The following is a 24743-nucleotide window of genomic DNA, read 5'->3' as shown; positions in this document are numbered from 1 at the left end:
AAAGATGACGGACACCCTTCTCGAACTCAAAGACTATTCGATCACCTTCAAGACGCCTGATGGAGAGGTCAAGGCCGTCTCCAACATGAACCTGACGGTCAAGCGCGGCGAGCGCATCGCCATCGTCGGCGAATCCGGCTCCGGCAAGAGCCAGACCTTCCTCGGCATCATGGGGCTGCTCGCCAAGAACGGCAAAACGACGGGACAGGCGCTGCTCGAAGGCAAGGACGTGCTGGCGCTGAAACCGCGCGAACTCGACCAGATCCGCGGCAAGGACATGGCGATGGTTTTCCAGGACCCGATGACCGCCCTGAACCCGTCGCTGAAGATTTCCCGGCAGCTGACGGAACAGCTCGAGGTGCACGGCGGTCTGACGGCGCGTGCCGCATCCGCCGCAGCGCTCGACATGCTGAAACGTGTCGGCATCCCCGACCCGACACGGCGCTTTCACCTCTACCCGCATGAGCTCTCCGGCGGCATGCGCCAGCGCATCGTCATCGCCATGGCGCTACTCACCCGGCCGAAGCTTCTGATCGCCGACGAACCGACGACGGCACTCGACGTCACCATCCAGGCGCAGATCCTCGATCTCTTCAACGACCTGACGGCGGAGATGAACACGGCGCTAATCATGATCACCCACGACCTCGGCGTCGTTGCCGGCCTCGCCGACCGCGTCGCCGTCATGTATGCCGGCCGCATCGTCGAGGAGGCGCCTGTCGACGAACTCTTCGACAACCCGGCCCATCCCTATACCGCAGCACTGCATGCCTCGATCCCGCGGCCGGACCAGGATGTCGACGACCTCGTCGTCATCCCCGGGCGTCCGCCGAACCTGCAGCACCTGCCGAAGGGCTGCAATTTCTCGCCGCGCTGTTCGCAGGTCCAGGACGATTGCATCGACCGCCCGCCACCGCTTGAAACGCTGGCGCCGCGCCATTGCGCCGCCTGTTACCACCCCTTCCCGCGTCGCGAGGAGCTGTTGAATCATGGCTGAACGATCGCTTCTAAGGGTCGAGAACCTGACGACCCAATTCGAACTGCCGGCCAAAGGCTTCTTCAAGCCGCCGATCTTCCTGACCGCTGTCAACAATGTCAGCTTCGACCTCAGCGAAGGCCGCACGCTCGGCATCGTCGGCGAATCCGGCTGCGGCAAGTCCACGCTCGGCCGCTCCATTCTGCGGCTGTTGAAATCGCAGAAGGGCCGCATCCTCTGGCAGGGCCGCAACCTGCTCGACCTGTCGGATGAGGAAATGCGCGCCGCCCGCCGCGACATGCAGATCATCTTCCAGGATCCGATCGCCTCGCTCGACCCGCGCATGACGGTTGGAGACATCATCGCCGAGCCGCTCACCGTTTTCGAGCCGAAACTCTCCAAAGCCGAGCGCACCGAACGTGTCCGCGAGATCATGACCGCCGTCGGCTTGGTGCCGGAGATGATCAACCGCTATCCGCACGAATTCTCGGGCGGCCAGGCGCAACGCATCGGCATCGCCCGCGCGGTCGTCACCAAGCCGAAGCTCATCATCTGCGACGAGCCGGTTTCTGCCCTCGACGTCTCGATCCAGGGCCAGGTCATCACGCTTCTGCGCAAGCTGCGCAAGGAATTCGGCCTGACGCTGATCTTCATCAGCCACGACCTCTCCGTCGTGCGCCTGATCTCGGACGATGTGCTGGTGCTCTACCTCGGCAGGGTGGTGGAAGCCGGAGACTGCGCAACGGTCTTCGATCACCCGGCTCACCCTTATACGCAGGCGCTTTTTTCGGCTGCGCCGATCCCCGATCCGAAGCTCGCGCGCCTGCGCACGCGCATCCGCCTGCAGGGTGACCCGCCCTCGCCGCTCAATCCGCCGAAGGGCTGCGTCTTCTCGCCCCGTTGCTGGAAGGCGACCGACATCTGTCGGACCGAAATGCCGCCGACCGAGCACGTCCGCCCCGGCCAGACGGCCGCCTGTTATCACATGGACAGGCCATGAACGGAACGAAGGCCGCGCAAGCGGCCTTCGCCCTGTCTGCGTAGGCGGGCTTTTCATCTGATGCAATATCCGCGCTTGCCACCCCCATGCTCTCCGCGTATCAGCGGATAAAGACCAGCGCATAACCCCGAAAATCGGAATCGATTTTCGGAAAAGATTATGCGCCTATTCAAAGCGATAGAGCGTCCTTAGCGCGTCCGGGTGGACGCGCGGCGCTCTAATGCCTGGAGGACAAGGTGAGCGGACGGTTTCTATCGATCGGTGAATGCATGGTGGAGCTCTCCCAGGCAGGCGACGGCCTGCTGCGTAAGGGCTTTGCCGGCGATACATTCAACACCGCCTGGTATGGCCGCGCCTGCCTTGGCCCCGACTGGTCGGTCGATTATTTCACCGCGCTCGGCGACGACGGCATGTCGGACGAAATGGTGGCCTTCATCGACAAGGCGGGCATCGGCACCAGCCTCATCCGCCGCATGAGAGGCAGGACGCCCGGCCTCTACATGATCAACCTGAAGAACGGCGAGCGCTCCTTCAGCTACTGGCGCGACAACTCGGCCGCCCGCAGCCTGGCTGCCGATCCCGACCGCCTGCGCGAGGCGGTGGAGAGCGCTGAAGTCGTCTATTTCTCCGGCATCACGCTTGCCATCCTGCCGCAAGAGGATGCCGAGACGCTGCTCGCCGAAGTCCGTCGCGCCAAGGCCGCCGGCAAGCTCGTCGTCTTCGATCCGAACATCCGCCCACGCCTCTGGTCGAGCTACGACGTGATGCACACGACGATCAGCGAAGGCGCCCGCTCCTCCGTGCTCGTCATGCCGAGCTTCGACGACGAGGCAGCCCATTTCGGCGACGATTCCATCGAGGCGACGATCCATCGCTATCGCGCGCTGGGCGCCGTCCATATCGTCGTCAAGAACGGCGCGGACGGTGTCACGTTGAATTTTGCCGGCGAGGAGACCTTCGTTCCGGCCGAAAAGGTGGAGAAGGTGGTCGACACGACCAGCGCCGGCGACAGCTTCAACGGCGCTTTTCTCGCACGATATCTCGAAGCAGGCGATGCACCTGCCGCCGCCCGCTTCGCAGCAAAGGTCGCTGCCCGCGTCGTCAGCGAACATGGCGCATTGGTCGTAAGGGAAAAGCTTGGATTGGATGGCGGCTAAAGCGGCGCGATCTTTCAGATTCGCTTAGCGAAACATGCTTTTAGGCCGCACATGCTGACGCAGTATGAACGCCATGTGCGAGCGCTCCCCGCTTTGTCGGCATCGTTTGCCCGCTGCCAGGGGAAATCAGGACTTCGTCGGCCGATCGGCGTCGCGAACTGCCTCGTCATGGTACCAGCAACTATCGAGCGCAGCATCGCAGACGTCTGCGGCCTCGCGCTCCATTAGCCTGGCGCGTTCGAACCGGTTGGCGTTTCGTATCGCCTTAACGGGAAACTGGTAGATCGTTGCGGATTCACGATGGAAACCGGTGGGCATGAGATCGCCTCCATTCAGTTCGGCGCATCAACATTTCAGGACTATCTACATAGCACAATGCACATAGTTTATGCAAATTGCATAAAATAAGGGCAATGGTGCAATTGTAATCGGTCGGTATGCTGTCTCGGCTAAAAGTTTCCGATAATTTGTTTAACACTTCATCATTTCAGCCTAACGCCGCAATTTTCATCCGGTTCCAGACGGGAAAAGTGCGTTTTCATGGGCGATACTGTCTATGAACGTTAAAAACAGCCTGATTTTCCAAAAGGGAAAAAATCGGCTGGCACGCTGATTCGCGATTTTTCTTTCGCACGGCGCCAAAACTGGCACGCTACGTGCTTTTAAAGCGTCATCCCTGGCGGTCGGATGCGCTTGCGCGCCGAGATCACCTCCGGATTTGCTCACCTTCGTAGCATTGAGAGAGTCACGATGACAAAATATAAGCTCGAGTATATTTGGCTCGATGGGTACACTCCGGTACCGAACCTGCGTGGCAAGACGCAGATCAAGGAATTCGACGCATTCCCGACGCTGGAACAGCTTCCGCTCTGGGGCTTTGACGGCTCCTCGACGATGCAGGCTGAAGGCCGCAGCTCCGATTGCGTGCTGAAGCCGGTCGCCATCTATCCCGACCCGGCCCGCACCAACGGCGCTCTCGTCATGTGCGAAGTCATGATGCCGGATGGCGTCACGCCGCACGCATCGAATGCCCGCGCCACCATCCTCGACGACGAAGACGCCTGGTTCGGCTTCGAGCAGGAATATTTCTTCTACCAGAACGGCCGTCCGCTCGGCTTCCCTGAGCAGGGCTACCCCGCTCCGCAGGGCCCTTATTACACCGGCGTCGGCTATGCGAACGTCGGCGACGTTGCCCGCGAAATCGTCGAAGAGCATCTCGACCTCTGCCTCGCTGCCGGCATCAATCACGAAGGCATCAATGCCGAAGTGGCCAAGGGCCAGTGGGAATTCCAGATTTTCGGCAAGGGCTCCAAGAAGGCCGCCGACCAGATCTGGATGGCACGCTACCTCCTGCAGCGCCTGACCGAAAAGTACGGCATCGACATCGAGTATCACTGCAAGCCGCTCGGCGACACCGACTGGAACGGCTCGGGCATGCATTGCAACTTCTCGACCAAGTACATGCGCGAAGTCGGCGGCAAGGCCTATTTCGAAGCGCTGATGGCGCAGTTCGACAAGAACCTGATGGACCACATCGACGTCTACGGTCCTGACAACGACAAGCGCCTGACCGGCAAGCACGAGACGGCTCCGTGGAACAAGTTCTCCTACGGCGTTGCCGACCGTGGTGCCTCGATCCGCGTGCCGCACTCCTTCGTCAAGAACGACTACAAGGGCTATCTGGAAGATCGCCGCCCGAATTCGCAGGGCTGCCCCTACCAGATCGCTTCGCAGGTTCTGAAGACGATCTCGGAAGTTCCGACCGCAAGCTCGGCTTCCGCTGCAGCTTGACCTCCCAGGCGGCGCCGGTCCACGACCGGCGCCGTGACTTTCTTCCTTCAAATGAAAAACAACCGCCGCCAGCCGCCGACATAATCGGGGCGATCAGACCGGCGAAAGCCCTGCAATCCTCGCAATATGGGCTGTAATATTTCCATCATGGTCATGCCTCAAAATAAGCAAGCGGGAATCGCCGTTCCGGAACCCCGCTTAGGGGTTGAGCGTTGGCATATCACTGCGACGCGGATGGAAATCGTGACATGCTGCAACGTCCGGCAAACACTTATAGCGGCGAGAGCTGGGCCAATGCCGCAGCCGCCGGGAACCTGCCTGAGAGGCTGGTGATTGTCACCGATGCCTGGCACCCACAGGTCAACGGCGTCGTGCGCTCGATCGAGAACACCAACCGCGAACTGGCGAAGATGGGCGTCGAGGTTTCGATGGTGACGCCGGAGCGCTTCAACAGCATCCCCTGCCCGACCTATCCTGAGATCCGCCTGTCGATCGCCAATTACCGCCGCATCGCCCGCGAGATCGAAAAGTACAATCCGTCCTACGTGCATATTGCCACCGAAGGTCCGCTGGGGCTGACCGCCCGCCGCTGGTGCCTGAGAAACCGCATGCCGTTTTCGACGAGCTACCACACCCGCTTCCCGGAATACGTTTCCGCGCGCCTGCCGATACCGAAGAGCTGGCTCTACTCCTTCGTTCGCTGGTTCCACAATGGCGGCGCCGGCTGCATGGTGGCGACGCCGAGCCTTGCGCGCGAACTGTCGGAAAAGGGCATCCGCAACCTCATGCCCTGGAGCCGCGGCATCGACGCCACGCAGTTCCGTCCGATGGCGCTCGAGGAAAACCCGTTCGGCTTGGCGCGCCCGATCTTCATGACCGTCGGCCGCGTGGCGCTGGAAAAGAACCTGCCGGCCTTCCTCGATCTCGATCTGCCGGGCTCCAAGGTCGTCGTCGGCGACGGTCCTGCCCGCGCCGAGCTTGAAAAGCAATATCCCGACGTCTTCTTTGCGGGCGTGCAGTTTGGCGAGGATCTGGCGAAAACCTACGCCCAGGCCGACGTCTTCGTCTTTCCCTCGCTCACCGACACCTTCGGCAACACCATCCTCGAAGCACTGGCATCGGGCGTGCCGGTCGCAGCCTATCCGGTCACCGGCCCGCTCGACATCATCGGCGAGGATAGCGAGGTCGGGGCGCTCGACCAGAACCTGCAGGCGGCCTGCCTTGCCGCCCTCTCCGCCTCGCGCAGCAAGGCCCGTGAACTCGCCATGCAATATTCCTGGGAAGCGGCGACACTGCAGTTCATCAACAATATCCGCGCTGCCAACGGCGTGATCACGCCGAAATGGAAGAAGGCCTGGCAGTTTGCCAAATCGCTTCCAAGAAGCAGAAAGCCCGGCGAAACCGCCGGGCCTCTCCCGTCTGCAGACTGATTGGTTTTACTTGTGAAGCGCGCTGCGAAGCGCGTCGTTCGCGACCGCAATCGCGCTGCGTGCGGCAGGCGTTTCGGCAATCGCGTTCAGCAGCACGAAGTCGTGGATCGTGCCGTTATAACGCATCGACGTGACCTTGACGCCGGCCTGGCTGAGCTTGCGGGCATAGGCCTCGCCTTCGTCGCGCAACACGTCGTTTTCGTCAACGATGATGAGGGCCGGCGGCAGCCCGTTCAACTGCTCCAGCGACGCCTGCAGCGGTGAGGCCGTCGGCTCCTTGCGCTTGGCTTCATCGGGCAGATAGGCGTTCCAGAACCACTTCATCGCTTCCTTCGTCAACCACGGGCCATCAGCGAACTCATTGTAAGAACCATTGTCAAAATTGGCGTCGGTGACGGGGTAGAACAGCACCTGCTGGTCGATGGCAGGACCGCCACGCTCCTTGGCAAGCAGCGTCACCACCGCCGCCATGTTGCCGCCGACGCTATCGCCTGCGACAGCGAGCCTGGAGGCATCGACCTTGAACTCCTTGGCATGTTCGGCGACATATTTGGTCGCAGCATAGGCCTGCTCGATGGCAACGGGATAGCGGGCTTCCGGCGAGCGCTCGTAGTCAACGAAGACGACGGCGGCATCGGCGCCGTTGGCGATCTCGCGCACCAGCCGATCATGTGTATCGGCATCGCCCAGCACCCAGCCGCCGCCATGGAAATAGAGAATGACCGGCAGCGTGCCCTTGGCATGTTCCGGGCGGACAATGCGCAGCTTGATGTTGCCTGTCGGACCGGCCCTGATGACCCTGTCCTCTTCCTGGGCGGCAAGCTTCTTCACGTCGCCCTTCTGCGCGCCCGCCAGAACATTGCGGGCATCGGCCGGCGACAGCGTGTAGATCGGCTTGCCGCCGGCAAGCCCGTCGATGAATTTCTGCGTTGTCGGTTCGAGTACCGGATCGGCAAGCGCGCCGACGGCGGAAGCTGCCAGGAGTGCTGCTGCGGAAACTGCGGTCTTGATGGTCGACATTGTCTTGTCCTCTCGGGTTCGATGTTTGTCCTGAACACCGTTTTTATATCGCGCACGATTGTTTATTGGACAATTTAAATTTGCGCATAGCAGCCATGCATAAAAATCGCTTACGATTATTTATCGCGCGATATAACTTCCATCAGTTCTGAAGATAACCCCATGCAGGATCAGCTGAAGCTCGACAATTTCATCTGCTTCGCCGTCTATACGGCAAGCCACGCACTGAACCGCGTTTACAAGCCGCTGCTCGATACGTTGGGTCTCACCTATCCGCAATATCTGGCGATGGTTTCGCTCTGGGAACAGGACGGCCAGACCGTCGGCGGCTTGGGTGAAAAGCTCTTCCTGGAATCGAGCACGCTGACCCCGCTGCTCAAACGCCTCGAAACCGCAGGTTATGTCAGACGCGAACGCAGCCGGGAGGACGAACGCGTCGTCGTCATCCGCTTGAGCGACGAAGGCATTCGCCTGAAGGAAAGGGCGATCGGCATCCCGGGTTGCATCGCCGCTGCCAGCGGTCGCGATGCAGTCGACCTCACCCGCCTCCAGGCCGAGATCGTGGCGCTGCGTGAGGCGCTGAATCGAAGCGTGGTTTAGCTGCTAACCGGACTGGGTATCACAGTGCTTATGGTACCCCCTCTGCCCTGCCGGGCATCTCCCCCACAGGTGGGGAGGTGCCCGGCAGGGCAGAGGGGGTGTTCCCACTACGAAAGGCCCCCGAACCCTACGTTCGTCTCTTCTTGCCTTCGAACGGATTGTCAGGCGAGCGGAAATGGATGCGGATCGGCACGCTCGGCATGTCGAAATCCGCGCGCAACCCGTTGATCAGATAGCGTGTATAGGATTCCGGCAGCGCATCCGACCGGGTGCAGGAGATCATGAAGGCCGGCGGGCGGGCCTTCACCTGCGTCATATATTTCAGCTTGATGCGGCGGCCGGAAACGGCCGGTGGCGGATGCTGGATCTGCTGCGTCTCCAGCCAGCGGTTGAGCCTGGCCGTCGAGATGCGCTTGTTCCAGACCTTGTCCGTGTCGATGATCGACTGCATCAGCTTGTCGAGCCCCCAGCCGGTCTGGCCGGAGATCGGCACGGCGCGGATACCGCGCGCCTGCGGCAGCAGCCGGCCGGTCTTTTCGCGCAGATCCGCAAGCACCGCCTGCCGATCTTCGATCATGTCCCACTTGTTGAAGGCGAGCACGGCGGCACGCCCCTCGCGCAGCACCAGGTCGACGATCTGCAGGTCCTGCTTCTCGAAGGGGATCGTCGCATCGAACACGATGACGACGGTTTCGGCAAAGCGGATGGCGCGCAATGCGTCGGCAACCGAAAGCTTCTCCAGCTTCTCGATCACCCGTGCCTTGCGGCGCATGCCGGCCGTATCGAACATCTTGATGGTGCGGCCGCGCCAGTCCCATTCGACCGAGATGGAATCGCGGGTGATGCCCGCTTCCGGTCCCGTCAGCAGCCGGTCCTCGCCGAGGAAGCGGTTGATCAGCGTCGACTTGCCGGCATTCGGCCGCCCGACGATCGCCACGCGCAACGGCTTCGTATCGTCATAGGTCGGCTCTTCGTCCTCGTCGCCCTCGTCTGATGATTGCGGAATGTCGACGTCGGTAACCGCCACATCCTCTTTCTCGGGATAGGCACGGTCCTCGCCGATCGCCGCGACGATCGCATCGCGCAGGTCGAGCATGCCCTGCCCGTGTTCTGCCGAAATCGGCGTCGGCTCGCCGAGGCCGAGCGTATAAGCGTCATAGAAGCCGCTGTCGGAGCCGCGCGCTTCGGATTTGTTGGCGACAAGCACCACCGGCTTGCCGCGCCGGCGCAGCATTTCGGCAAGGTCGGTATCGACGGGCGTCAATCCGCTCTTGGCATCGACGACGAAAAGCGAAAGATCCGCCTCGTCGATCGCCGCTTCGGTCTGCGCCCGCATCCGGCCCTGCAGGCTTTCCGCGTCGGCCTCTTCCAGACCAGCCGTGTCGATGATCGTGAAAGTCAGGCCCATCAGCCGCGCATCGCCCGGCCGGCGGTCGCGGGTCACACCCGGCGTGTCATCGACAAGCGCCAGCTTCTTGCCTACCAGCCGGTTGAAAAGTGTCGACTTGCCGACATTCGGACGACCGACGATGGCGACCGTGAAACTCATATCTTGTCCTTAACGCGATCAGCCCTGAGCGGCGGGCGCCTTGCCGGATGCGGTAATCAGATCAAGCATCATATGGGCGCGATTGGCAACATTGCGCGGGCTGTCGGTATCGTCGACGATCGACTGGAACCACTGCCGCGCCTGCGCCATGTTGCCGGCTTTGTAAGCGGCAAGGCCGAGTGCCTCGCGCGCCGAATGACGGAAGGCGTTGCCCGGAACGGCCATTGCCTCGATCGCGGCCGAAACCTGTTCGTAAGCGCCGTTCTCGATGAGCAGCCAGCCGGCACGCATCTTGGCGGCATCGCGCACGGCGGCCGGAACGGCATTGTCCTTGCCGATCTCGTTGAAGGCGGCGATTGCCGCGGCGGTATCGCCCTTCTGCACCTGAACGGTCGCGGCCCGCATGCGCGCCAGCACCGGGTAGGCGCCATGGCCTTCCTTCTCGAGCTTGTCGAGCGCGGCCAGCGCCTCGTCGCTCTTGTTCTCGTCGGCTAGCTTCATCGCCGCCAGGAACTGGTCGCCGGTGCCGGAGGAGCGGTTGTCGTCCCAATAGTCGTAGAGAACCTTGCCGGCGGTGCCGACGACGATCAGGATGGCGACGACGACGATATAGCGGCCGAACCGGCGCCAGACGCCCTTCATCTGGTCAGACCGCAATTCCTCATTGACTTCACGGATGAAGCTGTCGTCGTTGAATGCCATTCTCGTCTCCGGCCGCGGAAATACCCATACACCATGCAAAACGCATATTGTCGGGCCTTCTACTCCATTTTGCAGCCGTTGTAAGGGGGATGTGAAAGATTAGAGCGCCGCGCGTCCAACAGGACGCGCTAAGGACGCTCTAACACTTTGAATCCGCGCATAATCCTTTCCAAAAATCGGAATCGATTTTTGGAAAGGATTATGCGCAGGTCAGATGACGAGCGGCGAAACCCCGATCAACCATTGGTGCAGCTTCCAGATGATCAGCGCCCAGACGACGATGCCGATGACGATCGCATAGAGGTCGTATTTGGCCGAGACGAACGGTCGGAGCGTGACTTCGCCTGCCCGCTGCCGCCGTTTCAAGGAAATGCGCAGGATAACGCCCCAGGCGAGAAAGGCGGCAAACAGCAGAACCGACGACGTCTCGCCATTGGAAAGCAGGTGCGCCAGCGCCCAGATCTTCACCGACAGCACCATCGGATGTTTGGTCTTGGTCGCGATATGCCCCGCCGGCAGCAGCGAGGCGACGAGACAGATCATCGCGATCAGCATCAGCGTGATTGCTATATGCGCCATCCAGACCGGCGGACTGTAAAGCATGCCGGTTACCTGCCGCGCCTGCCCGAAGCCGTAGATCAACAGGATCAGCGTAGCGATGCTGGCAATCGAATAGGCCGCGCGCCAGCCCTTCTCGCCGAGGCTTGCGATCATCGAACGGCGAAAGTCCGGCAACAGCACTCGCACCAGATGCACCCCGAGGAAAAGTATGATGCCGACGATAAGCAGTGTCATTGCGGATCCCTTCCGTGCCGTTTGTGATGGCTTAGCTGGTGGTGTGAAAAAATGCCAGCGCGACCGCAGCTTCGCCGCAATTCTGTCGGAGGGAAACCGCGAACAAATTGTCGCGGTGCCCATGTCTCGTTCCCTCCTCTCCGCCTGCCTTTCTGTTTCGCTCCTCGTTCCGGCAATTGCAGAGGCGACCGGCCGGCCGAAACAGCTCGTCATCATTTCCTTCGACGGCGCCCACGACAACGCGCTGTGGCTGAAAAGCCGCGAGATGGCGGCGAAAAACGGCGCCCATTTCACCTATTTCCTTTCCTGCACTTTTCTGATGAACGAGGCGGCGAAGAAGGCCTACCAGGCGCCGCACCAGAAACGCGGAAAATCCAACGTCGGCTTCGCCCAGAGCGACGACGAGATCCGCGAGCGCCTCGGCAATATCTGGCACGCCCATCTCGAAGGACATGACATATCGAGCCACGCCTGTGGCCATTTCGACGGCCGCCTCTGGAGCGAGGCCGACTGGTCGGCCGAGTACGCCACCTTCCACGAGACGCTTGAGAATGCTTGGAATAGCGTCGGTCTCCACGAGCCGGCCGGCTGGCAGGATCTGGTCGATCACGGCATCAAGGGCTTTCGCGCCCCCTATCTCTCCGCAACTGCGGGCGCCGACATGATCGCCGCCGAAAAGAAGGCGGGCTTCACCTATGACGCGAGCCTCGTCACCAAAGGGCCTGCCATGCCTGTCGAGGAAGACGGCATCATCCGCTTCGGCCTGCCGCTGATCCCGGAAGGCCCGAACGACAAGCCGATCATCGGCATGGACTACAATCTCTTCGTCCGCCATTCCAAGGGTGAGGAGGATACGGCCGATTCCGCGGAATTCGAGGACCGCGCCTATGCCGCCTTCAAGGAGGCTTTCGACAAGCAATATGCCGGCGCCCGCATCCCGCTACAGCTCGGCTTCCACTTCGTCGAAATGAACGGCGGCGCCTATTGGCGGGCGCTCGACAGGCTGGTCAGCGACGTCTGCCACCGGGCTGAGGTCGCCTGCGTCAGTTATTCGGAAGCGATCCCGATGATCGAAGCGCGCGGGAAATTGCAGACTTCAGGTCTTTGATGGTGGCTATGGGCGCTGTCGAACCGGCAAGGCGCCCTAGGTTCCCTTGAACGAGACGACGTGCCGTGCCGCCCCCTCATCCGACCCTTCGGGCCACCTTCTCCCCGCTGGGGAGAAGAGGGAGTCGAGACGTCGCGACAAGTCTCTTCTCCCCAGCGGGGAGAAGGTGCCGGCAGGCGGATGAGGGGGTCGGCACGCAGGACATTTCCATCCTGCCACAATAAAACCCGGTAGCCCTATCGACCACCGCCTGCCCTTCCCGATCCGGGAAAATCTTACCCATCAACCGTCGGCGTGCACGACGCCCGTCTCACGCTCCAAGTAGCGCCGGTCAATATCCGGCAGCGGTTCATCATCGATTGCCGCCTCGAAGGCCTTGAGGCGTTTGTGGATCGAGAGCAGTTCAATGATCGTCGTCCAGGAGTTGACGAGATACTGGAACGAGTTGCTGACCTGTCCGAAGGCGGTCGAGATCTGCTGGAAGATACCGTAAGTGATGGTGCCCGCTACGATCGTCGGCACCAGCATGAAGACCACGAAGAGCGCGTCGGCCTGGATATAGAAATAGCGGGCGACATTGAAATACATGTAGTGGAAATACATGCGGTAATAGTTCCGGCGAACGTTGCCAAAGAGCTCCCTGACGGTCAGCGGCTCGGCCCGTTCCGCATGGTCCTCGCCATAGACGAGCTCCTTGCGATACGCCGCTTCGACGCGCTGATTGCGGAAATTCAGCCCCGGCAGCTTGACGCCGGCGACCGCCAGCAGAAGCGTGCCGAACGCCGACCAGAACAGCGCCAGCCAGAAGAGCGAATTCGCAACCGGCCCGATGAACGGCAGTTCGGTCACGTAATGCGACAGCGCCAGAAGGATCGGAAGGAATACCACGAGCGTCATCACCGAGTTGATCAGGCTGATACCAAGACCTTCGAGCGTGCTCGAAAAGCGCATCGTATCTTCCTGAACGCGCTGGGAGGCACCTTCGATGTGACGCAGCTTTTCCCATTTCGACATGTAGAAATTGTTCATCGCCGTTCGCCAGCGGAAGATGTAGTGGCTGGTGAAGAAGTCGGTCATGATCGATACGAACATGCTGAGAAATGCAATCTGGCAGAAGACCCACATCAGGCTGTAGAAATTGTCGACAGAAATGCCTGGCTGCTTCGACAATGCGTTCTGCAGAAGGTCACCAAACGGCCGGCGCCAGTTATTGATCACAACGCTGATCTGGACGCCGAAGTAGGTCACGAAGATGATCAGTGCCGAACCCCAGATCGACCAAATCTTCCACGGGTGATTCAGCGCCTTCAGATGCCATGCGCCGCAGAAGATCACCGCCGACAGAAGGAAATAGCTGTAGAACCAGACATTTTCGGGCAGCAAGAAGAACGAAAGGTCGATCGGCTGCTGCTCTTCCGGAACCGACGCATAGCCGAGCGATGCGCCGAGGCTGGCAGCGAAGAGATACCAGCCGGCAATGGAAATCAGGGTCCAAACGACGAGCGAAGTAAAGAACGCCTTTGGCTGCGGAAAGAAGGAATGAAACACGGGGAGCTTTGCTTTCCTGAACTGTGAGTCTCGGGAGTGTCGTCGAACACTGATTGTGCCGGAAACTAAGGCAGTTCGAAGGAAGCAGCAATGGGTTCAGCCGATTGTTACGGAGTTGTAACCGGTTAAGCGATTTTCTTGATCACAGGCATCACCAGCGCTGCGCAGGCGACGAGTGCCACGGCGGCGATCACCGTCGGGACGGTGAAGTTGCCGCTGCGCTCTGCGATCCAGCCGGCGACAACGGGCCCGACGATCTGGCCGACACCAAAGGCGGCCGTCATCATCGCCAGGATCCGCCGCGGACTGTCAGGCGAAAGCTTGCGGCCGATCTGCAGCCCGTAGGCGGTGATTGCCAGGAACGTCGCCCCGAACAGCGCGCCGCCGATCAGCGGTGCAACGGAAGGCGGCAGCGCCACGGTCGCAAGCACGCCGGCGGCCTCGACCAGAAGGGCTGCGACATAGACCCCGCCAAGCCCGAGCGGCTTGACCAGCGGCTTCCAGGCAAACAGCGCCACCGTCGCAGTCAAGCCGGCGATGAACCAGCAGAGGAATTCGACGAAGGGCCCGGTTGCAGAAAGGCGCGCGATGGTGACGAGGAAGGTCGCGGTGATGACATAGCCGAAGCCGAACAGGCCGTAGGACAACGTCAGCAACACCATCGGCCGGTTCCAGATGAGCGCCGGCTCCTTGCCCGACTGCGCCGATTGCGCCGGCGACGACGGCAGCAGCAGGAAAACGACGATGAGGCTTGCCGCGCAATAAAGCGCCCCGCCGATCCAGTCGGCGCGCCAACCGCCCGGCCCGTCGTGAAAGCCGAGGCCGATCAGAAACACCATGACCGAGGACAGCGCGATGCCAGCACCCGGCCCGCCGAAATGCGCTGCCTGCACATGATCGTTGCCGGCAGCAGCCCCGTGGCTGAGCACGATCGACGAGGTGAAGACCATAGCAAAGGCGCTGGCGAGGCCGGCCAGGAAGCGAATGACGGCAAAGACGGCGACGGAATCGGTAGCGGCCATGGCGGCAAGCAGGATCGCGGTTGCAAGCAGCGACAACAACGCCACCAGCCGTTCCCGCCCCGCTGCCCAGCCATAAGCGGCAAGCACGGCGCCGACGAGATAACCGACGAAATTCGCCGATGCGATAAAGCCTGCATCCGCTGCCGAAAGCGGCACCCCGCTGATCATACCGGGCAGGATCGGCGTGTAGGAGAAGCGCCCGAAGCCCATGGCAGCGGCCATGGCAACGGCGCCGGCAGCGGCGGTGGAGACAAGATTCGGCGGGGAGTGACCGGTGCGCACGAGCATGCAGCGCTTATCGCGCTGCAGCACCCGCATCACAATCAAGTAATTCTGATCGATCGATCAATTTCCCGAAACATCAAAAATTCTTGGTCGCACTTGAAAGACATTATCGTACGATATATGTTTTACGACATATTCAACGATACATCTAACGATGAAAGGAAGAACCATGAGAGGTTTTAAAGGCGGCATGTTCGGCGACGCTTTCCGCATGGGCCGTAAATTCGCGGCCGGCGATCTGCAGCTGGTCATCCTGGCGCTGCTCGCTGAGCAGCCGCGCCACGGCTACGAATTGATAAAGATATTGGAGGAGCGTTCCGGCGGTTTCTATGTACCGAGCCCCGGCGTCATCTATCCTGCACTCACCTATCTGGAGGAAACCGGCCTTGCCGAGGTCGAGGCCGAGGGCGCCAAGAAGCTCTATCGCATCACCGAGGCCGGCCGCCGCCGCGTCGAGGAAAACCGCGATATGATCCTGCACACGCTCGCCAAGCTCGAGCGCATCGGTGAGAAAATGGCCTATGTGAAACGTGTCTTCGAAACCGACCGTCACGGCGCCGACGATGGCGATGACGGCGACTTCATGCAGGACGGCGGCGATATCCGCGCCGCCCGCATGCTGCTGCGCTCGGCGCTGCGGATGCGCTATCCCTGGTCGAAACCCGAAGCCGCCCGCATCGCCGGCATCCTCGAACGCGCCGCCACCGAAATCCTGCAAGGCGGCAGGCCGGGAACGCGGGGCTGAAGATGAAGGCCGCACAGCGGGTGCTTCAGCGTCCGATGGATGCCAGGAGCAGCGCTGCGGCTCGTCCTTCGAGGCTCCGCCCTACAGGCTACGCACCTCAGGATGAGGGACGTTGGAGAATGCCGTGCTCCCAATCGAGATGTTGGAGGATGCCGCGCCGACGCCCAACAGAGCCTCATTCTGAGGTGCCCCGCAGGGGCCTCGAAGGACGAGGCGGGCGCGCTGGCTCAGCCGAGAAAGCCCTACCCCCGCTCATCCGGCAAGGTCAGAACCACCGGCCCGTTGCGCGTCGCGACCACCGTGTGTTCGTATTGCACGGTCGGCGCCTTCGGATCGGCATAGAGCGTCCAGGCATCGTCGCCGCCTTCGGCCCATGTCGCTCCGAGCGAGAGAAACGGTTCGACGGTGAAGACGAGACCTTCGGTCATCATCCGTTTTTCCGAAGGATCCGGCCAGGTCGAGAGCTCGGCCGGCTCCTCGTGCAGCGAGCGGCCGACGCCGTGGCTCGCCAGATTGGCGACCAGCGTATAGCGGTTCTTCTGCGCAAAGGCGCCGACGGCTGTGCCGATCTTTGCCAGCGGCTCGCCCGATTTGACCTGGTTGAGCCCGACCCAGAGCGCCCGCTTGCCGTCGCGGCAGAGCCGTTCGATCTTCGGCTTGATCGGCGGCACCGCGAAGGAAGCGCCGGTATCGGCAAAGAAGCCATCCTTCTCAGCCGAGACGTCGATATTGATGAGGTCGCCGGCGCGGATGACGCGCGGGCCGGGAATGCCGTGGGCGATTTCCTCGTTGATACTGATGCAGGTGGCGCCCGGAAACTGGTAGCAGAACTCCGGCGCCGAGCGCGCGCCCGAATCCTCGAGCACCTTGCGGCCGATCTGGTCGAGCTCCAGCGTCGTCATGCCCGGCTCCATCGCCGCCGCCATCACCTGAATGGCGTTGGCGCAGATGCGGCCGATCTCCTTGAGCTTTGTCAGTTCGTCGTCGTTTGCGATAACCATTCGTCTGTTCCGGCCTTGCGCAGGGCGGCAGCGGCCGCCCTGGAGCATAATGCCGAAAAGTGTGAGCGGTTTTCGGACGACATCATGCTCTAACTATCTAATTTAGAACAGGATTCAAATTTTAGGCCGACCCGGTCTAAAATTATCCTGTTCTAGAGCGCCGCGCCTCCAACAGGAAGCCCTAAGGACGCTCTGTCACTTCGAATCTGCGCATACTCCGTTTCGAAAATCGATTTCGATTTTCGGCGTTATGCGCTCGTCAAGCCGTGGCTTTCGCCTCTTCGCCGCTATCAGTCAACGCCTTTCTGACGATCGGCGCGACTTTCGTGCCGTAAAGCTCGATGCCGCGCATGATCTCGGCATGCGGCATCAGGCCGATGGCCATCTGCAGCAGGAAGCGGTCGTTCTTGAAGAGCGCATGATGGGCGATGATCTTTTCGGCGACCACCTCGGGATCACCGACGAAGAGCGCACCGTTCGGCCCGCGCGACATGTCGAAATGCGCCCGGTTCGTCGGTCCCCAGCCACGCTCGCGGCCGATGCGGTTCATCACCTCTGCCTGCGGCCCGTAGAACTGGTCGGCCGCCGCCGCCGTCGTGTCGGCGATGAAGCCGTGGACATTGATACTGGTCTTCAGCTTCGACTGATCCTGCCCTGCCCGGCGCGCGGCCTCGCGGTAGAGATCAAAGAGCGGCGCAAAACGGCGCGGCTCGCCGCCGATGATCGCCAGCGCCACCGGCAGGCCAAGGGCGCCTGCGCGCGCCACCGACTGCGGCGTACCACCGACCGCGACCCAGAGCGGCAACGGATCCTGCAGCGGCCTGGGATGGACGCCGCGCCCGTTGATCGGCGCGCGAAGCTCACCCTTCCACTCCACAACCTCGCTGTCGCGCAGCGCCAGCAGCAGATCGAGCTTCTCCTCGAAAAGCTGGTCGTAGTCTTCGAGATTGTAGCCGAACAGCGGGAAGGACTCGATGAAGGAGCCACGCCCCGCCATGATTTCGGCGCGGCCGTTGGAGATCAGATCGAGCGTCGAAAACTGCTGGAAGACACGCACCGGATCATCGGAGGAGAGAACGGTGACAGCACTGGTCAGTCGGATGTTCCTCGTTTTGACCGCGGCCGCGGCCAATACGACTGCAGGAGCGGATGCCGCATAGTCCGGCCGGTGATGTTCGCCGAGGCCGAAGACGTCGAGCCCCACCTGATCGGCAAGCTCGATTTCCTCGATAAGATGCTTCAGCCGCTCCGCCCCTTCCGCGCCCTTGCTGCGGGAGGGGTTGGGATTGACGTCGGCGAATGTGTAAAGCCCCAGTTCCATCATCGGCATCCTGTTGAATTCTCGGCTGAGATAAGGATGCCGGGGATAGAGCGCAAATACAAATTCTGGAACGGAATGTTCGAGAATTTCGATAGCGGCATGATGTCTTTGGCGATCTGGAAGATCAATCGGCGACCAATTCGAATCTGAATTCAATGACTTCGAAGCGCCGGCGGAATCATCTTACGAACCGTCTTAGACGGTGCTTCAACTGCCAGGACGACGCGGTCTCGCCGCGCCGTCTCGCCTCCGCTCACATCTTCGCCAGCAACTCCGCCAGTTGGTCCGCAGCCTTGCCCCATCCTTCGTGGAAACCCATCTTCTCGTGCGCTTCCTTGTCCTCGGCGCGCCAGTGCAGCGCCTTGGCCGTATATTTCGTGCGACCGTTGCCGAGATCTTCGAGCAGGATGACGCCCGTGAAGAAAGGTTTCTCGGAAGGCACCCAAGCGCTGGTATAGGCATCGGTGAAGACGATCTTCTCGTTCTCGACGATCTCGAGATAGACGCCGCGGTTCGGGTATTGATTGCCCTCGGGATCATGCATGACGACGACACTGGAACCGCCGGGGCGGACGTCGAGCGTTGCTTTCGCCACACCCCAGGGACGCGGCACGAACCACTGCTTCAGCAGATCAGGATCGGTCCATGCCTTATAGATCTTCTCGCGCGGCGCGTCGAATTCGCGAACGAGGACGAGTTCATGTTGAGTGCTGGCGGTCATTTCGACATCCTTCCATTTGAATGAAACCTGTTTCCTGTCAGGTTGTTACAAGGACGTGTCAGAGTTCGCCGTTCCGACACCGCGCCGGCCTTTCGCATTTTATTTTGCGATTGGCTGCGTGGCCTCTTCCTGCATCTTGTCGATCTGCCGGCGGATATGGGCGGCCTCAGCTGCCGAATGGGCCAATGCAATGGCGCGGTCGAAGGCTTCGCGCGCCTGGCTGGTCAGGCCAAGCTGCTTCAGCAGTCCGCCCCGTAAGCCGTGATAGTAGAAATATCCGCCGAGTTTTTCGCCAAGCGGATCGATGAGGTCGAGCGCATCCTGCGCACCCTGGAGCTTGGAGACGACGACGGCCCGGTTCAGCGTTATGACAGGCGATGGCTGGAGACGCTCCAGCGCGCGATAGAGCAGATCGATCTCCACCCAGTCTGTATCCTCGGCGCACTTTGCGCGGGAATGAACAGCGGCGATGGCAGCCTGAATCTGATAAGGAGCGGGCTTGCGGTGGCGCAGCGCCTTGTCGAGCAGCGCTAAGGCCTCATTGATGAAGGGCCGGTTCCAGAGCGACCGGTCCTGATCTTCGAGCAGCACGATCTCGTCCCCGGCATTGAAGCGCGCCGGCCGGCGCGAGATCTGCAGGAGCATGAGCGCAAGCAGCCCCATCAGCTCCGGTTCGGACGGGAAGACATGCAGCATCAATCGCGCCAGCCGGATCGCTTCGTCGCTGAAGGCAGCCGCCTCATGCCTGGGATCGGCCTGGCTGTAGCCCTCGTTGAAGATCAGGTAGATCATCGTGCTGACGATCGAGAGCCGTTCGGCCCTTTCCTGCGGGCTCGGCGTCTCGAAAGGCACCCCAGCCTTGGCGACGCGCGCCTTGGCCCGGGTGATGCGCTGTTCCATGGCGCTTTCGGAAACCAGGAAGGCACGCGCGATCTGCGGCACCGAAAGGCCGGAGACAATGCGCAGCGCCAGCGCGATCTGCTGAGTTGCCGGCAGATCGGGATGGCAGCAGATGAACAGCAGCCGCAGGATATCGTCGCGATAATTGGAATCGTCCAGCCGCTCGGCGATATCGCTTTCGGCGTCCTCGGTATCGGAAATGAGGTCCTCGTCCGGCAAAGCCTGGATCTTCGCCCGTTTGCGCACCGCATCGATGCCGCTATTGCGGCCGACGAAGATGAGCCAGGCTGTGGGATCGCGCGGTGGCCCTTTCTCCGGCCATGTCCGGATCGCCCTCAAACACGCTTCCTGAAACGCCTCTTCCGCTGTATCGAGATTGCGGAAATAACGCAGCAGCGCGCCGAGCGCCTTCGGGCGGGCCGATGCAAGCGCGAGGTCGATCCAGGCAATGTCTGTCATGATGAAGCATCTCCGGGCCTGAAGACGTAGAAAGGCCGAATTTCGTAAGAGGTGGAACCTGGATTGACGGATGAAAGCTGCTTCGAAAAGGCGATCGCCTCGTCGAGCGTTTCAAAGTCGACGACATAGAAGCCCAGAAGCGCCTCTTTCGTTTCCGCAAAAGGCCCATCGATGACCAAGGGCTCGTCCTTGCCCTTGCGCACTGTGGTCGCAGCCGTCGTCGGCATCAACCGGCCGACGGGGCCGAGCTTGCCGGATGCGGCAAGCGGCTCCTGCACGGCGTAGAGTTTCTCCATGACGGCAGCTTCTTCCTCCTTGCTCCAGGCGAAGACGGTTTCCTCATGGGCGTAACAAAGGATTGCATAAAGCATCGCTCACTCCTCTTCTTGAATGACGAAGGAGTAACCGCTTACCCGACAGGCCGCATCAAAAAATTATCGAGGGGAAATTCGTGAACTTCCCGAGCACGGCGAGGCCGTAGCTGAAGAAAGTACTGGGCATCTCGCGGACACGAGCGGCGTTATATCGCGGCGCTGATCGCCCCTCACCCCTCGCTCAGCGTCCGCTTGACCGCATTCTTCCAACCCTTGAGCTTTGCCGCCCGCACCTTCTCGTCCATCTCGGGCTCGAACCGCCGATCCCGTTTCCAGGTCGCCGAAAAGCCGTCCCTGTCCGGCCACACACCTGCCCGGCTGCCGGCGAGCCAGGCGGCCCCCAGCGCCGTCGTCTCGAGAATGACGGGGCGGTCGACCGGCGCATCGAGCAGGTCGGCAAGGCGCTGCATCGTCCAGTTGGAGGCGACCATGCCGCCATCGACGCGCAGCACGGTGTCCTCCGTGCCGTTCTTCCAGTCCTTCTGCATGGCGTCGAGCAGATCGCGGGTCTGATAGCAGACGGCTTCCAGTGCCGCCCGGGAGAGTTCAGCCGGGCCGCTATTGCGCGTCAGCCCAAAGATCGCGCCGCGCGCCGCGGCGTCCCAATGCGGTGCGCCGAGGCCGGTGAAGGCGGGCACGAGATAGACCTCCTGGGTCGGATCCGCCCTTTCGGCAAGCGCGTTGGTCTCAGCGGCGCTGCCGATGATGCCGAGCCCGTCCCGCAACCATTGCACCGCGGCGCCGGCGATGAAGATCGAACCCTCCAGCGCATAGGTCGTCTCGCCGTTCAGGCGGTAGGCGATGGTGGTCAACAGCCGATTTTTGGACCGCACCATATCGGCGCCGGTGTTGAGCAGCGCGAAACAGCCGGTGCCGTAGGTCGATTTCATCATGCCCGGCGCAAAACACGCCTGGCCGATGGTCGCCGCCTGCTGGTCGCCGGCCACGCCGAGGATCGGGATAGCAGCACCGAAAATATCAGGATCGACCGTGCCGAAATCGGCGGCGCAATCCTTGACCTCCGGCAGCATGGCGGGGGGCACTCTCAGAATATCGAGCAGATCCTCGTCCCACGCGTTTTCGGCAATGTTGTACATCAGCGTGCGCGAGGCGTTGGTGGCATCGGTAACGAAGCTCTTGCCACCCGTCAGTCGCCAGATCAGGAAGGTGTCGATCGTGCCGAAGCAGAGATCGCCCCTGGCAGCGCGCGCTCGCGCGCCCTTCACGTTCGCCAGCATCCAGGATAGCTTGGTGCCGGAAAAATAGGGATCGAGGATCAGGCCGGTCTTCTTCGTGAACAGCCGCTCGAGATCCTGCCGTTTCAGATTGTCGCAATAGCTTGCCGTACGCCGGTCCTGCCAGACGATGGCATTCTGGATCGGCCGGCCCGTCTCGCGCTCCCAGACGACGACGGTTTCGCGTTGGTTGGTGATGCCGAGTGCTGCAAGATCCCTAGCCTCGATCCCGGCATCGCGCAGCGCCGCCTTGACGGTGGAGACGACCGAATCCCAGATCTCCTCGGGATCGTGCTCGACCCAGCCGGAGCGCGGATAGATCTGGGTGAATTCCTTCTGGCCCTTGCCGGCGACATGCATGTCGCCATCGAAGACGATCGCCCGCGTCGACGTCGTTCCCTGATCGATCGCCAGAACATATCCGCTCATGAAAACCCTCCCGCTAGAGCAATTCCAGCTAAAGTGCGCAGCGGTTTTGCGTCCGGAATTGCGTGGAAACAAAGAGATAGAGCATTTCCGTGATTCGGAGAAAAACGGAATTGCTTTAGCATGTCGATTATCGTGACAAATCAATAGGACACGGATGCGGGCGAGAAAAGCGAATAAAGCGGAATTGCCAGCCCGACGGCTTTGGGCATAACTTCGCAGCTAACGCTGCAACGCAGCATCGCGATTTCAGGGAGAACAGCATGAGTAGAACAGTCGTCGTCACCGGTTCCACCAGCGGCATCGGCCTTGCGATCGCCACTGCCTTCGCCGAAACCGGTGACAACATCGTCATCAACGGTTTCGGAAAGGCCGATGAAATCAAGGCGATCGTCGAACGGCTTGAATCATTGTCAAAAGGCCGGGCGCTCCATCATCCGGCCGACATGACGAAGCCCGCCGAGATCGCCGATCTGATCGAAACGGCAGCCAAGACCTTCGGCGGCGTCGATGTCCTGGTCAACAATGCCGGCATCCAGCACGTCGAGAAGATCGAGGATTTCCCGATCGAGAAATGGGACCAGATCATCGCGATCAATCTGTCGAGTTCCTTTCATACCATGCGCGCCGCGATCCCGCTGATGAAGGCGAAAAAATACGGCCGCATCATCAACATCGCCTCGGCCCACGGGCTCGTCGCCTCCCCGTTCAAATCCGCCTATGTCGCGGCAAAACATGGTATATTGGGCCTGACGAAGACGGCAGCGCTGGAGCTTGCCGAATTCGGCGTGACCGTGAACGCCATCTGCCCCGGCTACGTGCTGACACCGCTCGTCGAGAAGCAGATACCGGATACCGCCAAGGCGCGCGGCATGACCGAGGAACAGGTGAAGAGCGAGGTCATCCTCAAGGCGCAGCCGACACATGAATTCGTCAAGGCCGAGGAAATCGGCGCACTGTCGCTCTATCTCGCCAGCGATGCGGCCCGGCAGGTGACCGGAACGCATATCTCGATTGACGGTGGCTGGACGGCGGCTTAACCATTTGGAAAAACAACAACAGGAACATCATGAACGACAGCATCCGCTTCATCCTGAATGGCGAGGACATCACGCTTACCGATGTCAGGCCAACCGAGACGCTTCTCGATTTTCTGCGGTTGAAGCGACGGCTGACGGGCACCAAGGAAGGATGCGCGGAGGGCGATTGCGGCGCCTGCACCGTACTCGTTGGCCGGCTGGCGGACGGCAAGCTCGCCTATGAATCCGTCAATGCCTGCATCCGTTTCATGGGCTCGCTGCACGCCACCCATGTCGTAACGGTCGAGCATCTGGCCGGCAGGGACGGCGCGCTGCATCCGGTGCAGCAGGCATTGGTCGATTGTCATGGCTCGCAATGCGGCTTCTGCACCCCGGGCTTCGTCATGTCGCTTTACGGCCTCTGGCTCGCCAAGGAAAAGCCCAGCCGTCAGGAAATCGAAAAGGCGCTGCAAGGCAATCTCTGTCGCTGCACGGGATATGAACCGATCGTCAAGGCCGCCGAGCAGGTGAGCCTGATGCGGCCGAGCACGCTCTTCGACCCTCTTGAACGGACACGCTCTGAAATCGTCGCGCGGCTTTGGGCAATGCAGGCGAGTGGCACGATCAGGATTGCGAATGGCGAAGACCGGCTGATCGTACCGGCTTCGATCCAGGCACTGGCCGAAGTTCTCTCGCAGGAACCCGACGCGATCATCGTCGCCGGCGCGACGGATGTCGGCCTCTGGGTGACGAAGCAGATGCGCAGGCTGAGCCCGGTCGTCTTCATCAATCATTTGAGCGAGTTGCAGTCGGTCAGAGAAGGCGAAGACGGCGTCACCATCAGCGCCGGCGTCAGCTACACCAAGGCGTTCGAAGCAATCTCTCAGAAAATCCCGGCGCTCGGCCGGTTGATCGATCGCGTCGGCGGCGAGCAGGTGCGCAACATGGGCACGATCGGCGGCAACATCGCCAACGGCTCGCCGATCGGCGACAGCCCGCCGCCACTGATCGCGCTCGGCGCGACGCTGACGCTGCGGTCCCTGGAAGGCCAGCGCAGAATGCCGCTCGAGGATTTCTTCATCGCCTATGGCAAACAGGATCGGAAGCCCGGTGAATTCGTCGAGAGCGTCTTCGTGCCCTATCCGGCAGCAACCAGCCGCTTTGCCGCCTACAAGATCACTAAGCGCCGCGACGAGGACATCACTGCCGTGCTCGGCGCCTTCCTGCTGACGCTCGACGAGGCAGAAATCGTCACCGACATCCGCATCGCCTTCGGCGGCATGGCGGCAACGCCGAAACGCGCCCGCACGGTCGAGGCCGAACTGATGGGCAAACCATGGACGGAAGCGACGATCGAGGCGACCCGGTCCGCCTTCGACGCCGACTACCAGCCGCTGACCGACTGGCGCGCCACGGCGGAATACCGCCAGCTGACGGCGAAGAACCTGTTGACGCGGTTCTATCTGGAAACGGTTGGAGCGCCGGCGGAGCTGAAGCGGTTTGAGGAGGTGGCGTGACGGAGATGATACATGTCAGCGCAAGCCACCCCCCTCATCCGG

General features: G+C 61.4%; 23 protein-coding genes and 1 pseudogene. 11 read left to right on the top strand and 13 right to left on the bottom strand.

Features of this window, described 5'->3' with window-relative positions:
* The first annotated feature begins 4 nt into the window (after positions 1-4).
* The 3 genes from B5P46_RS16910 to B5P46_RS16900 all read left to right on the top strand — a co-directional run bounded on the left by B5P46_RS16910 (position 5) and on the right by B5P46_RS16900 (position 3133).
* On the top strand, positions 5-997 hold the full coding sequence (locus tag B5P46_RS16910) for an ABC transporter ATP-binding protein (RefSeq protein ID WP_129419657.1): 993 nt from the start codon (positions 5-7) through the stop codon (positions 995-997).
* Positions 990-1976 carry an ABC transporter ATP-binding protein gene (locus B5P46_RS16905; protein ID WP_129419656.1) on the top strand — a complete coding sequence of 329 codons (987 nt, stop codon included), beginning with the start codon at positions 990-992 and terminating at the stop codon, positions 1974-1976. The genes B5P46_RS16910 and B5P46_RS16905 overlap by 8 nt, the downstream gene beginning before the upstream one ends.
* A 236-nt stretch (positions 1977-2212) precedes the next feature.
* Positions 2213-3133 (top strand): sugar kinase, encoded by a 921-nt coding sequence (locus B5P46_RS16900; RefSeq protein WP_129419655.1) that lies wholly within the window; start codon positions 2213-2215, stop codon positions 3131-3133.
* Between the two features lie 126 nt (positions 3134-3259).
* On the opposite strand, the gene gstI is transcribed toward B5P46_RS16900, so the two are convergent.
* Positions 3260-3451, bottom strand: a complete 192-nt coding sequence (gene gstI, locus B5P46_RS16895; RefSeq protein ID WP_027664062.1) for a glutamine synthetase translation inhibitor GstI — start codon at positions 3449-3451, stop codon at positions 3260-3262.
* A 432-nt stretch (positions 3452-3883) separates the two neighbouring features.
* Here gstI and B5P46_RS16890 point away from each other — a divergent pair, with 432 nt between their 5' ends.
* Entirely contained in the window at positions 3884-4924 is a 1041-nt protein-coding gene (locus B5P46_RS16890) for a glutamine synthetase beta-grasp domain-containing protein (protein ID WP_129419654.1), read from the top strand.
* A gap of 248 nt (positions 4925-5172) precedes the next feature.
* Positions 5173-6354, top strand: coding sequence for a glycosyltransferase family 4 protein (locus tag B5P46_RS16885; protein WP_129419653.1), 1182 nt, complete (start codon positions 5173-5175; stop codon positions 6352-6354).
* Positions 6355-6360: 6 nt separating this feature from the next.
* Here B5P46_RS16885 and B5P46_RS16880 read toward each other — a convergent pair whose 3' ends face one another.
* Complete coding sequence (locus tag B5P46_RS16880; RefSeq protein ID WP_129419652.1) at positions 6361-7374, bottom strand: alpha/beta hydrolase; 1014 nt, start codon at positions 7372-7374, stop codon at positions 6361-6363.
* Positions 7375-7536: 162 nt separating this feature from the next.
* Here B5P46_RS16880 and B5P46_RS16870 point away from each other — a divergent pair, with 162 nt between their 5' ends.
* Positions 7537-7974: a MarR family winged helix-turn-helix transcriptional regulator gene (locus B5P46_RS16870; protein ID WP_129419651.1), complete on the top strand. Its 438-nt coding sequence runs from the start codon at positions 7537-7539 to the stop codon at positions 7972-7974.
* A 127-nt stretch (positions 7975-8101) separates the two neighbouring features.
* On the opposite strand, the gene der is transcribed toward B5P46_RS16870, so the two are convergent.
* The 3 genes from der to B5P46_RS16855 form a co-directional block, all read right to left on the bottom strand.
* The gene (gene der / locus B5P46_RS16865) at positions 8102-9523 is read right to left on the bottom strand and encodes a ribosome biogenesis GTPase Der (protein ID WP_129419650.1); all 1422 of its coding nucleotides are present in this window, start codon (positions 9521-9523) and stop codon (positions 8102-8104) included.
* Positions 9524-9541: 18 nt separating this feature from the next.
* Entirely contained in the window at positions 9542-10225 is a 684-nt protein-coding gene (locus tag B5P46_RS16860; protein WP_129419649.1) for a tetratricopeptide repeat protein, read from the bottom strand.
* 210 nt (positions 10226-10435) lie between these two features.
* Positions 10436-11020, bottom strand: coding sequence for an NnrU family protein (locus B5P46_RS16855; protein ID WP_129419648.1), 585 nt, complete (start codon positions 11018-11020; stop codon positions 10436-10438).
* Positions 11021-11141: 121 nt separating this feature from the next.
* Here B5P46_RS16855 and B5P46_RS16850 point away from each other — a divergent pair, with 121 nt between their 5' ends.
* Both B5P46_RS16850 and B5P46_RS35525 read left to right on the top strand, forming a co-directional pair.
* Positions 11142-12128 (top strand): polysaccharide deacetylase, encoded by a 987-nt coding sequence (locus B5P46_RS16850; protein ID WP_129419647.1) that lies wholly within the window; start codon positions 11142-11144, stop codon positions 12126-12128.
* Positions 12129-12174: 46 nt separating this feature from the next.
* Positions 12175-12316, top strand: a pseudogene (locus tag B5P46_RS35525) (endonuclease domain-containing protein); the annotation flags it as partial.
* A 94-nt stretch (positions 12317-12410) separates the two neighbouring features.
* Here the strand turns inward: B5P46_RS35525 and sbmA are convergent.
* Entirely contained in the window at positions 12411-13676 is a 1266-nt protein-coding gene (gene sbmA, locus B5P46_RS16845; protein ID WP_129419646.1) for a peptide antibiotic transporter SbmA, read from the bottom strand.
* A gap of 125 nt (positions 13677-13801) precedes the next feature.
* Positions 13802-14986 (bottom strand): YbfB/YjiJ family MFS transporter, encoded by a 1185-nt coding sequence (locus B5P46_RS16840; protein ID WP_206735363.1) that lies wholly within the window; start codon positions 14984-14986, stop codon positions 13802-13804.
* 166 nt (positions 14987-15152) lie between these two features.
* On the opposite strand from B5P46_RS16840, the gene B5P46_RS16835 reads away from it, so the two are divergent.
* Positions 15153-15728, top strand: a complete 576-nt coding sequence (locus B5P46_RS16835; protein WP_129419645.1) for a PadR family transcriptional regulator — start codon at positions 15153-15155, stop codon at positions 15726-15728.
* A 242-nt stretch (positions 15729-15970) separates the two neighbouring features.
* Here the strand turns inward: B5P46_RS16835 and map are convergent, their stop codons facing one another.
* The 6 genes from map to glpK form a co-directional block, all read right to left on the bottom strand.
* A complete protein-coding gene (gene map / locus B5P46_RS16825) occupies positions 15971-16729 on the bottom strand; it encodes a type I methionyl aminopeptidase (protein WP_129419643.1) in 759 nt (252 codons plus the stop codon).
* A 259-nt stretch (positions 16730-16988) separates the two neighbouring features.
* Entirely contained in the window at positions 16989-18050 is a 1062-nt protein-coding gene (locus tag B5P46_RS16820; protein WP_129420507.1) for an LLM class flavin-dependent oxidoreductase, read from the bottom strand.
* 253 nt (positions 18051-18303) lie between these two features.
* Entirely contained in the window at positions 18304-18771 is a 468-nt protein-coding gene (locus B5P46_RS16815) for an SRPBCC family protein (RefSeq protein ID WP_129419642.1), read from the bottom strand.
* 99 nt (positions 18772-18870) lie between these two features.
* A complete protein-coding gene (locus B5P46_RS16810) occupies positions 18871-20130 on the bottom strand; it encodes an RNA polymerase sigma factor (RefSeq protein ID WP_129419641.1) in 1260 nt (419 codons plus the stop codon).
* A complete protein-coding gene (locus B5P46_RS16805; RefSeq protein WP_011653034.1) occupies positions 20127-20501 on the bottom strand; it encodes a YciI family protein in 375 nt (124 codons plus the stop codon). Before B5P46_RS16805 ends, B5P46_RS16810 begins: the two co-directional genes overlap by 4 nt.
* Before the next feature lie 173 nt (positions 20502-20674).
* Positions 20675-22168, bottom strand: coding sequence for a glycerol kinase GlpK (gene glpK, locus B5P46_RS16800; protein ID WP_129419640.1), 1494 nt, complete (start codon positions 22166-22168; stop codon positions 20675-20677).
* Between the two features lie 260 nt (positions 22169-22428).
* Between glpK and B5P46_RS16795 the strand changes: the two genes are divergently transcribed.
* A complete protein-coding gene (locus B5P46_RS16795; protein ID WP_129419639.1) occupies positions 22429-23205 on the top strand; it encodes a 3-hydroxybutyrate dehydrogenase in 777 nt (258 codons plus the stop codon).
* Positions 23206-23234: 29 nt separating this feature from the next.
* The gene (gene xdhA, locus B5P46_RS16790) at positions 23235-24701 is read left to right on the top strand and encodes a xanthine dehydrogenase small subunit (protein WP_129419638.1); all 1467 of its coding nucleotides are present in this window, start codon (positions 23235-23237) and stop codon (positions 24699-24701) included.
* Positions 24702-24743 lie beyond the last annotated feature (42 nt).

This window comes from Rhizobium leguminosarum, assembly GCF_004123835.1.
In the GTDB taxonomy this organism is placed as follows: Bacteria; Pseudomonadota; Alphaproteobacteria; order Rhizobiales; family Rhizobiaceae; genus Rhizobium; species Rhizobium leguminosarum_M.
This window is presented reverse-complemented; position numbering and strand designations above follow the sequence as displayed.

Excerpts from the sequence above, each read along its gene's own strand:
- B5P46_RS16910 (WP_129419657.1), top strand. The coding sequence starts at position 5 with ATGACGGACACCCTTCTCGAACTCAAAGACTATTCGATCACCTTCAAG.
- B5P46_RS16905 (WP_129419656.1), top strand. The coding sequence starts at position 990 with ATGGCTGAACGATCGCTTCTAAGGGTCGAGAACCTGACGACCCAATTC.
- gstI (WP_027664062.1), bottom strand. The coding sequence starts at position 3,451 with ATGCCCACCGGTTTCCATCGTGAATCCGCAACGATCTACCAGTTTCCC.
- B5P46_RS16890 (WP_129419654.1), top strand. The coding sequence starts at position 3,884 with ATGACAAAATATAAGCTCGAGTATATTTGGCTCGATGGGTACACTCCG.
- B5P46_RS16885 (WP_129419653.1), top strand. The coding sequence starts at position 5,173 with ATGCTGCAACGTCCGGCAAACACTTATAGCGGCGAGAGCTGGGCCAAT.
- B5P46_RS16880 (WP_129419652.1), bottom strand. The coding sequence starts at position 7,374 with ATGTCGACCATCAAGACCGCAGTTTCCGCAGCAGCACTCCTGGCAGCT.
- B5P46_RS16870 (WP_129419651.1), top strand. The coding sequence starts at position 7,537 with ATGCAGGATCAGCTGAAGCTCGACAATTTCATCTGCTTCGCCGTCTAT.
- der (WP_129419650.1), bottom strand. The coding sequence starts at position 9,523 with ATGAGTTTCACGGTCGCCATCGTCGGTCGTCCGAATGTCGGCAAGTCG.
- B5P46_RS16860 (WP_129419649.1), bottom strand. The coding sequence starts at position 10,225 with ATGGCATTCAACGACGACAGCTTCATCCGTGAAGTCAATGAGGAATTG.
- B5P46_RS16855 (WP_129419648.1), bottom strand. The coding sequence starts at position 11,020 with ATGACACTGCTTATCGTCGGCATCATACTTTTCCTCGGGGTGCATCTG.
- B5P46_RS16850 (WP_129419647.1), top strand. The coding sequence starts at position 11,142 with ATGTCTCGTTCCCTCCTCTCCGCCTGCCTTTCTGTTTCGCTCCTCGTT.
- B5P46_RS16840 (WP_206735363.1), bottom strand. The coding sequence starts at position 14,986 with ATGCTCGTGCGCACCGGTCACTCCCCGCCGAATCTTGTCTCCACCGCC.
- B5P46_RS16835 (WP_129419645.1), top strand. The coding sequence starts at position 15,153 with ATGAGAGGTTTTAAAGGCGGCATGTTCGGCGACGCTTTCCGCATGGGC.
- map (WP_129419643.1), bottom strand. The coding sequence starts at position 16,729 with ATGGTTATCGCAAACGACGACGAACTGACAAAGCTCAAGGAGATCGGC.
- B5P46_RS16820 (WP_129420507.1), bottom strand. The coding sequence starts at position 18,050 with ATGGAACTGGGGCTTTACACATTCGCCGACGTCAATCCCAACCCCTCC.
- B5P46_RS16815 (WP_129419642.1), bottom strand. The coding sequence starts at position 18,771 with ATGACCGCCAGCACTCAACATGAACTCGTCCTCGTTCGCGAATTCGAC.
- B5P46_RS16810 (WP_129419641.1), bottom strand. The coding sequence starts at position 20,130 with ATGACAGACATTGCCTGGATCGACCTCGCGCTTGCATCGGCCCGCCCG.
- B5P46_RS16805 (WP_011653034.1), bottom strand. The coding sequence starts at position 20,501 with ATGCTTTATGCAATCCTTTGTTACGCCCATGAGGAAACCGTCTTCGCC.
- glpK (WP_129419640.1), bottom strand. The coding sequence starts at position 22,168 with ATGAGCGGATATGTTCTGGCGATCGATCAGGGAACGACGTCGACGCGG.
- B5P46_RS16795 (WP_129419639.1), top strand. The coding sequence starts at position 22,429 with ATGAGTAGAACAGTCGTCGTCACCGGTTCCACCAGCGGCATCGGCCTT.
- xdhA (WP_129419638.1), top strand. The coding sequence starts at position 23,235 with ATGAACGACAGCATCCGCTTCATCCTGAATGGCGAGGACATCACGCTT.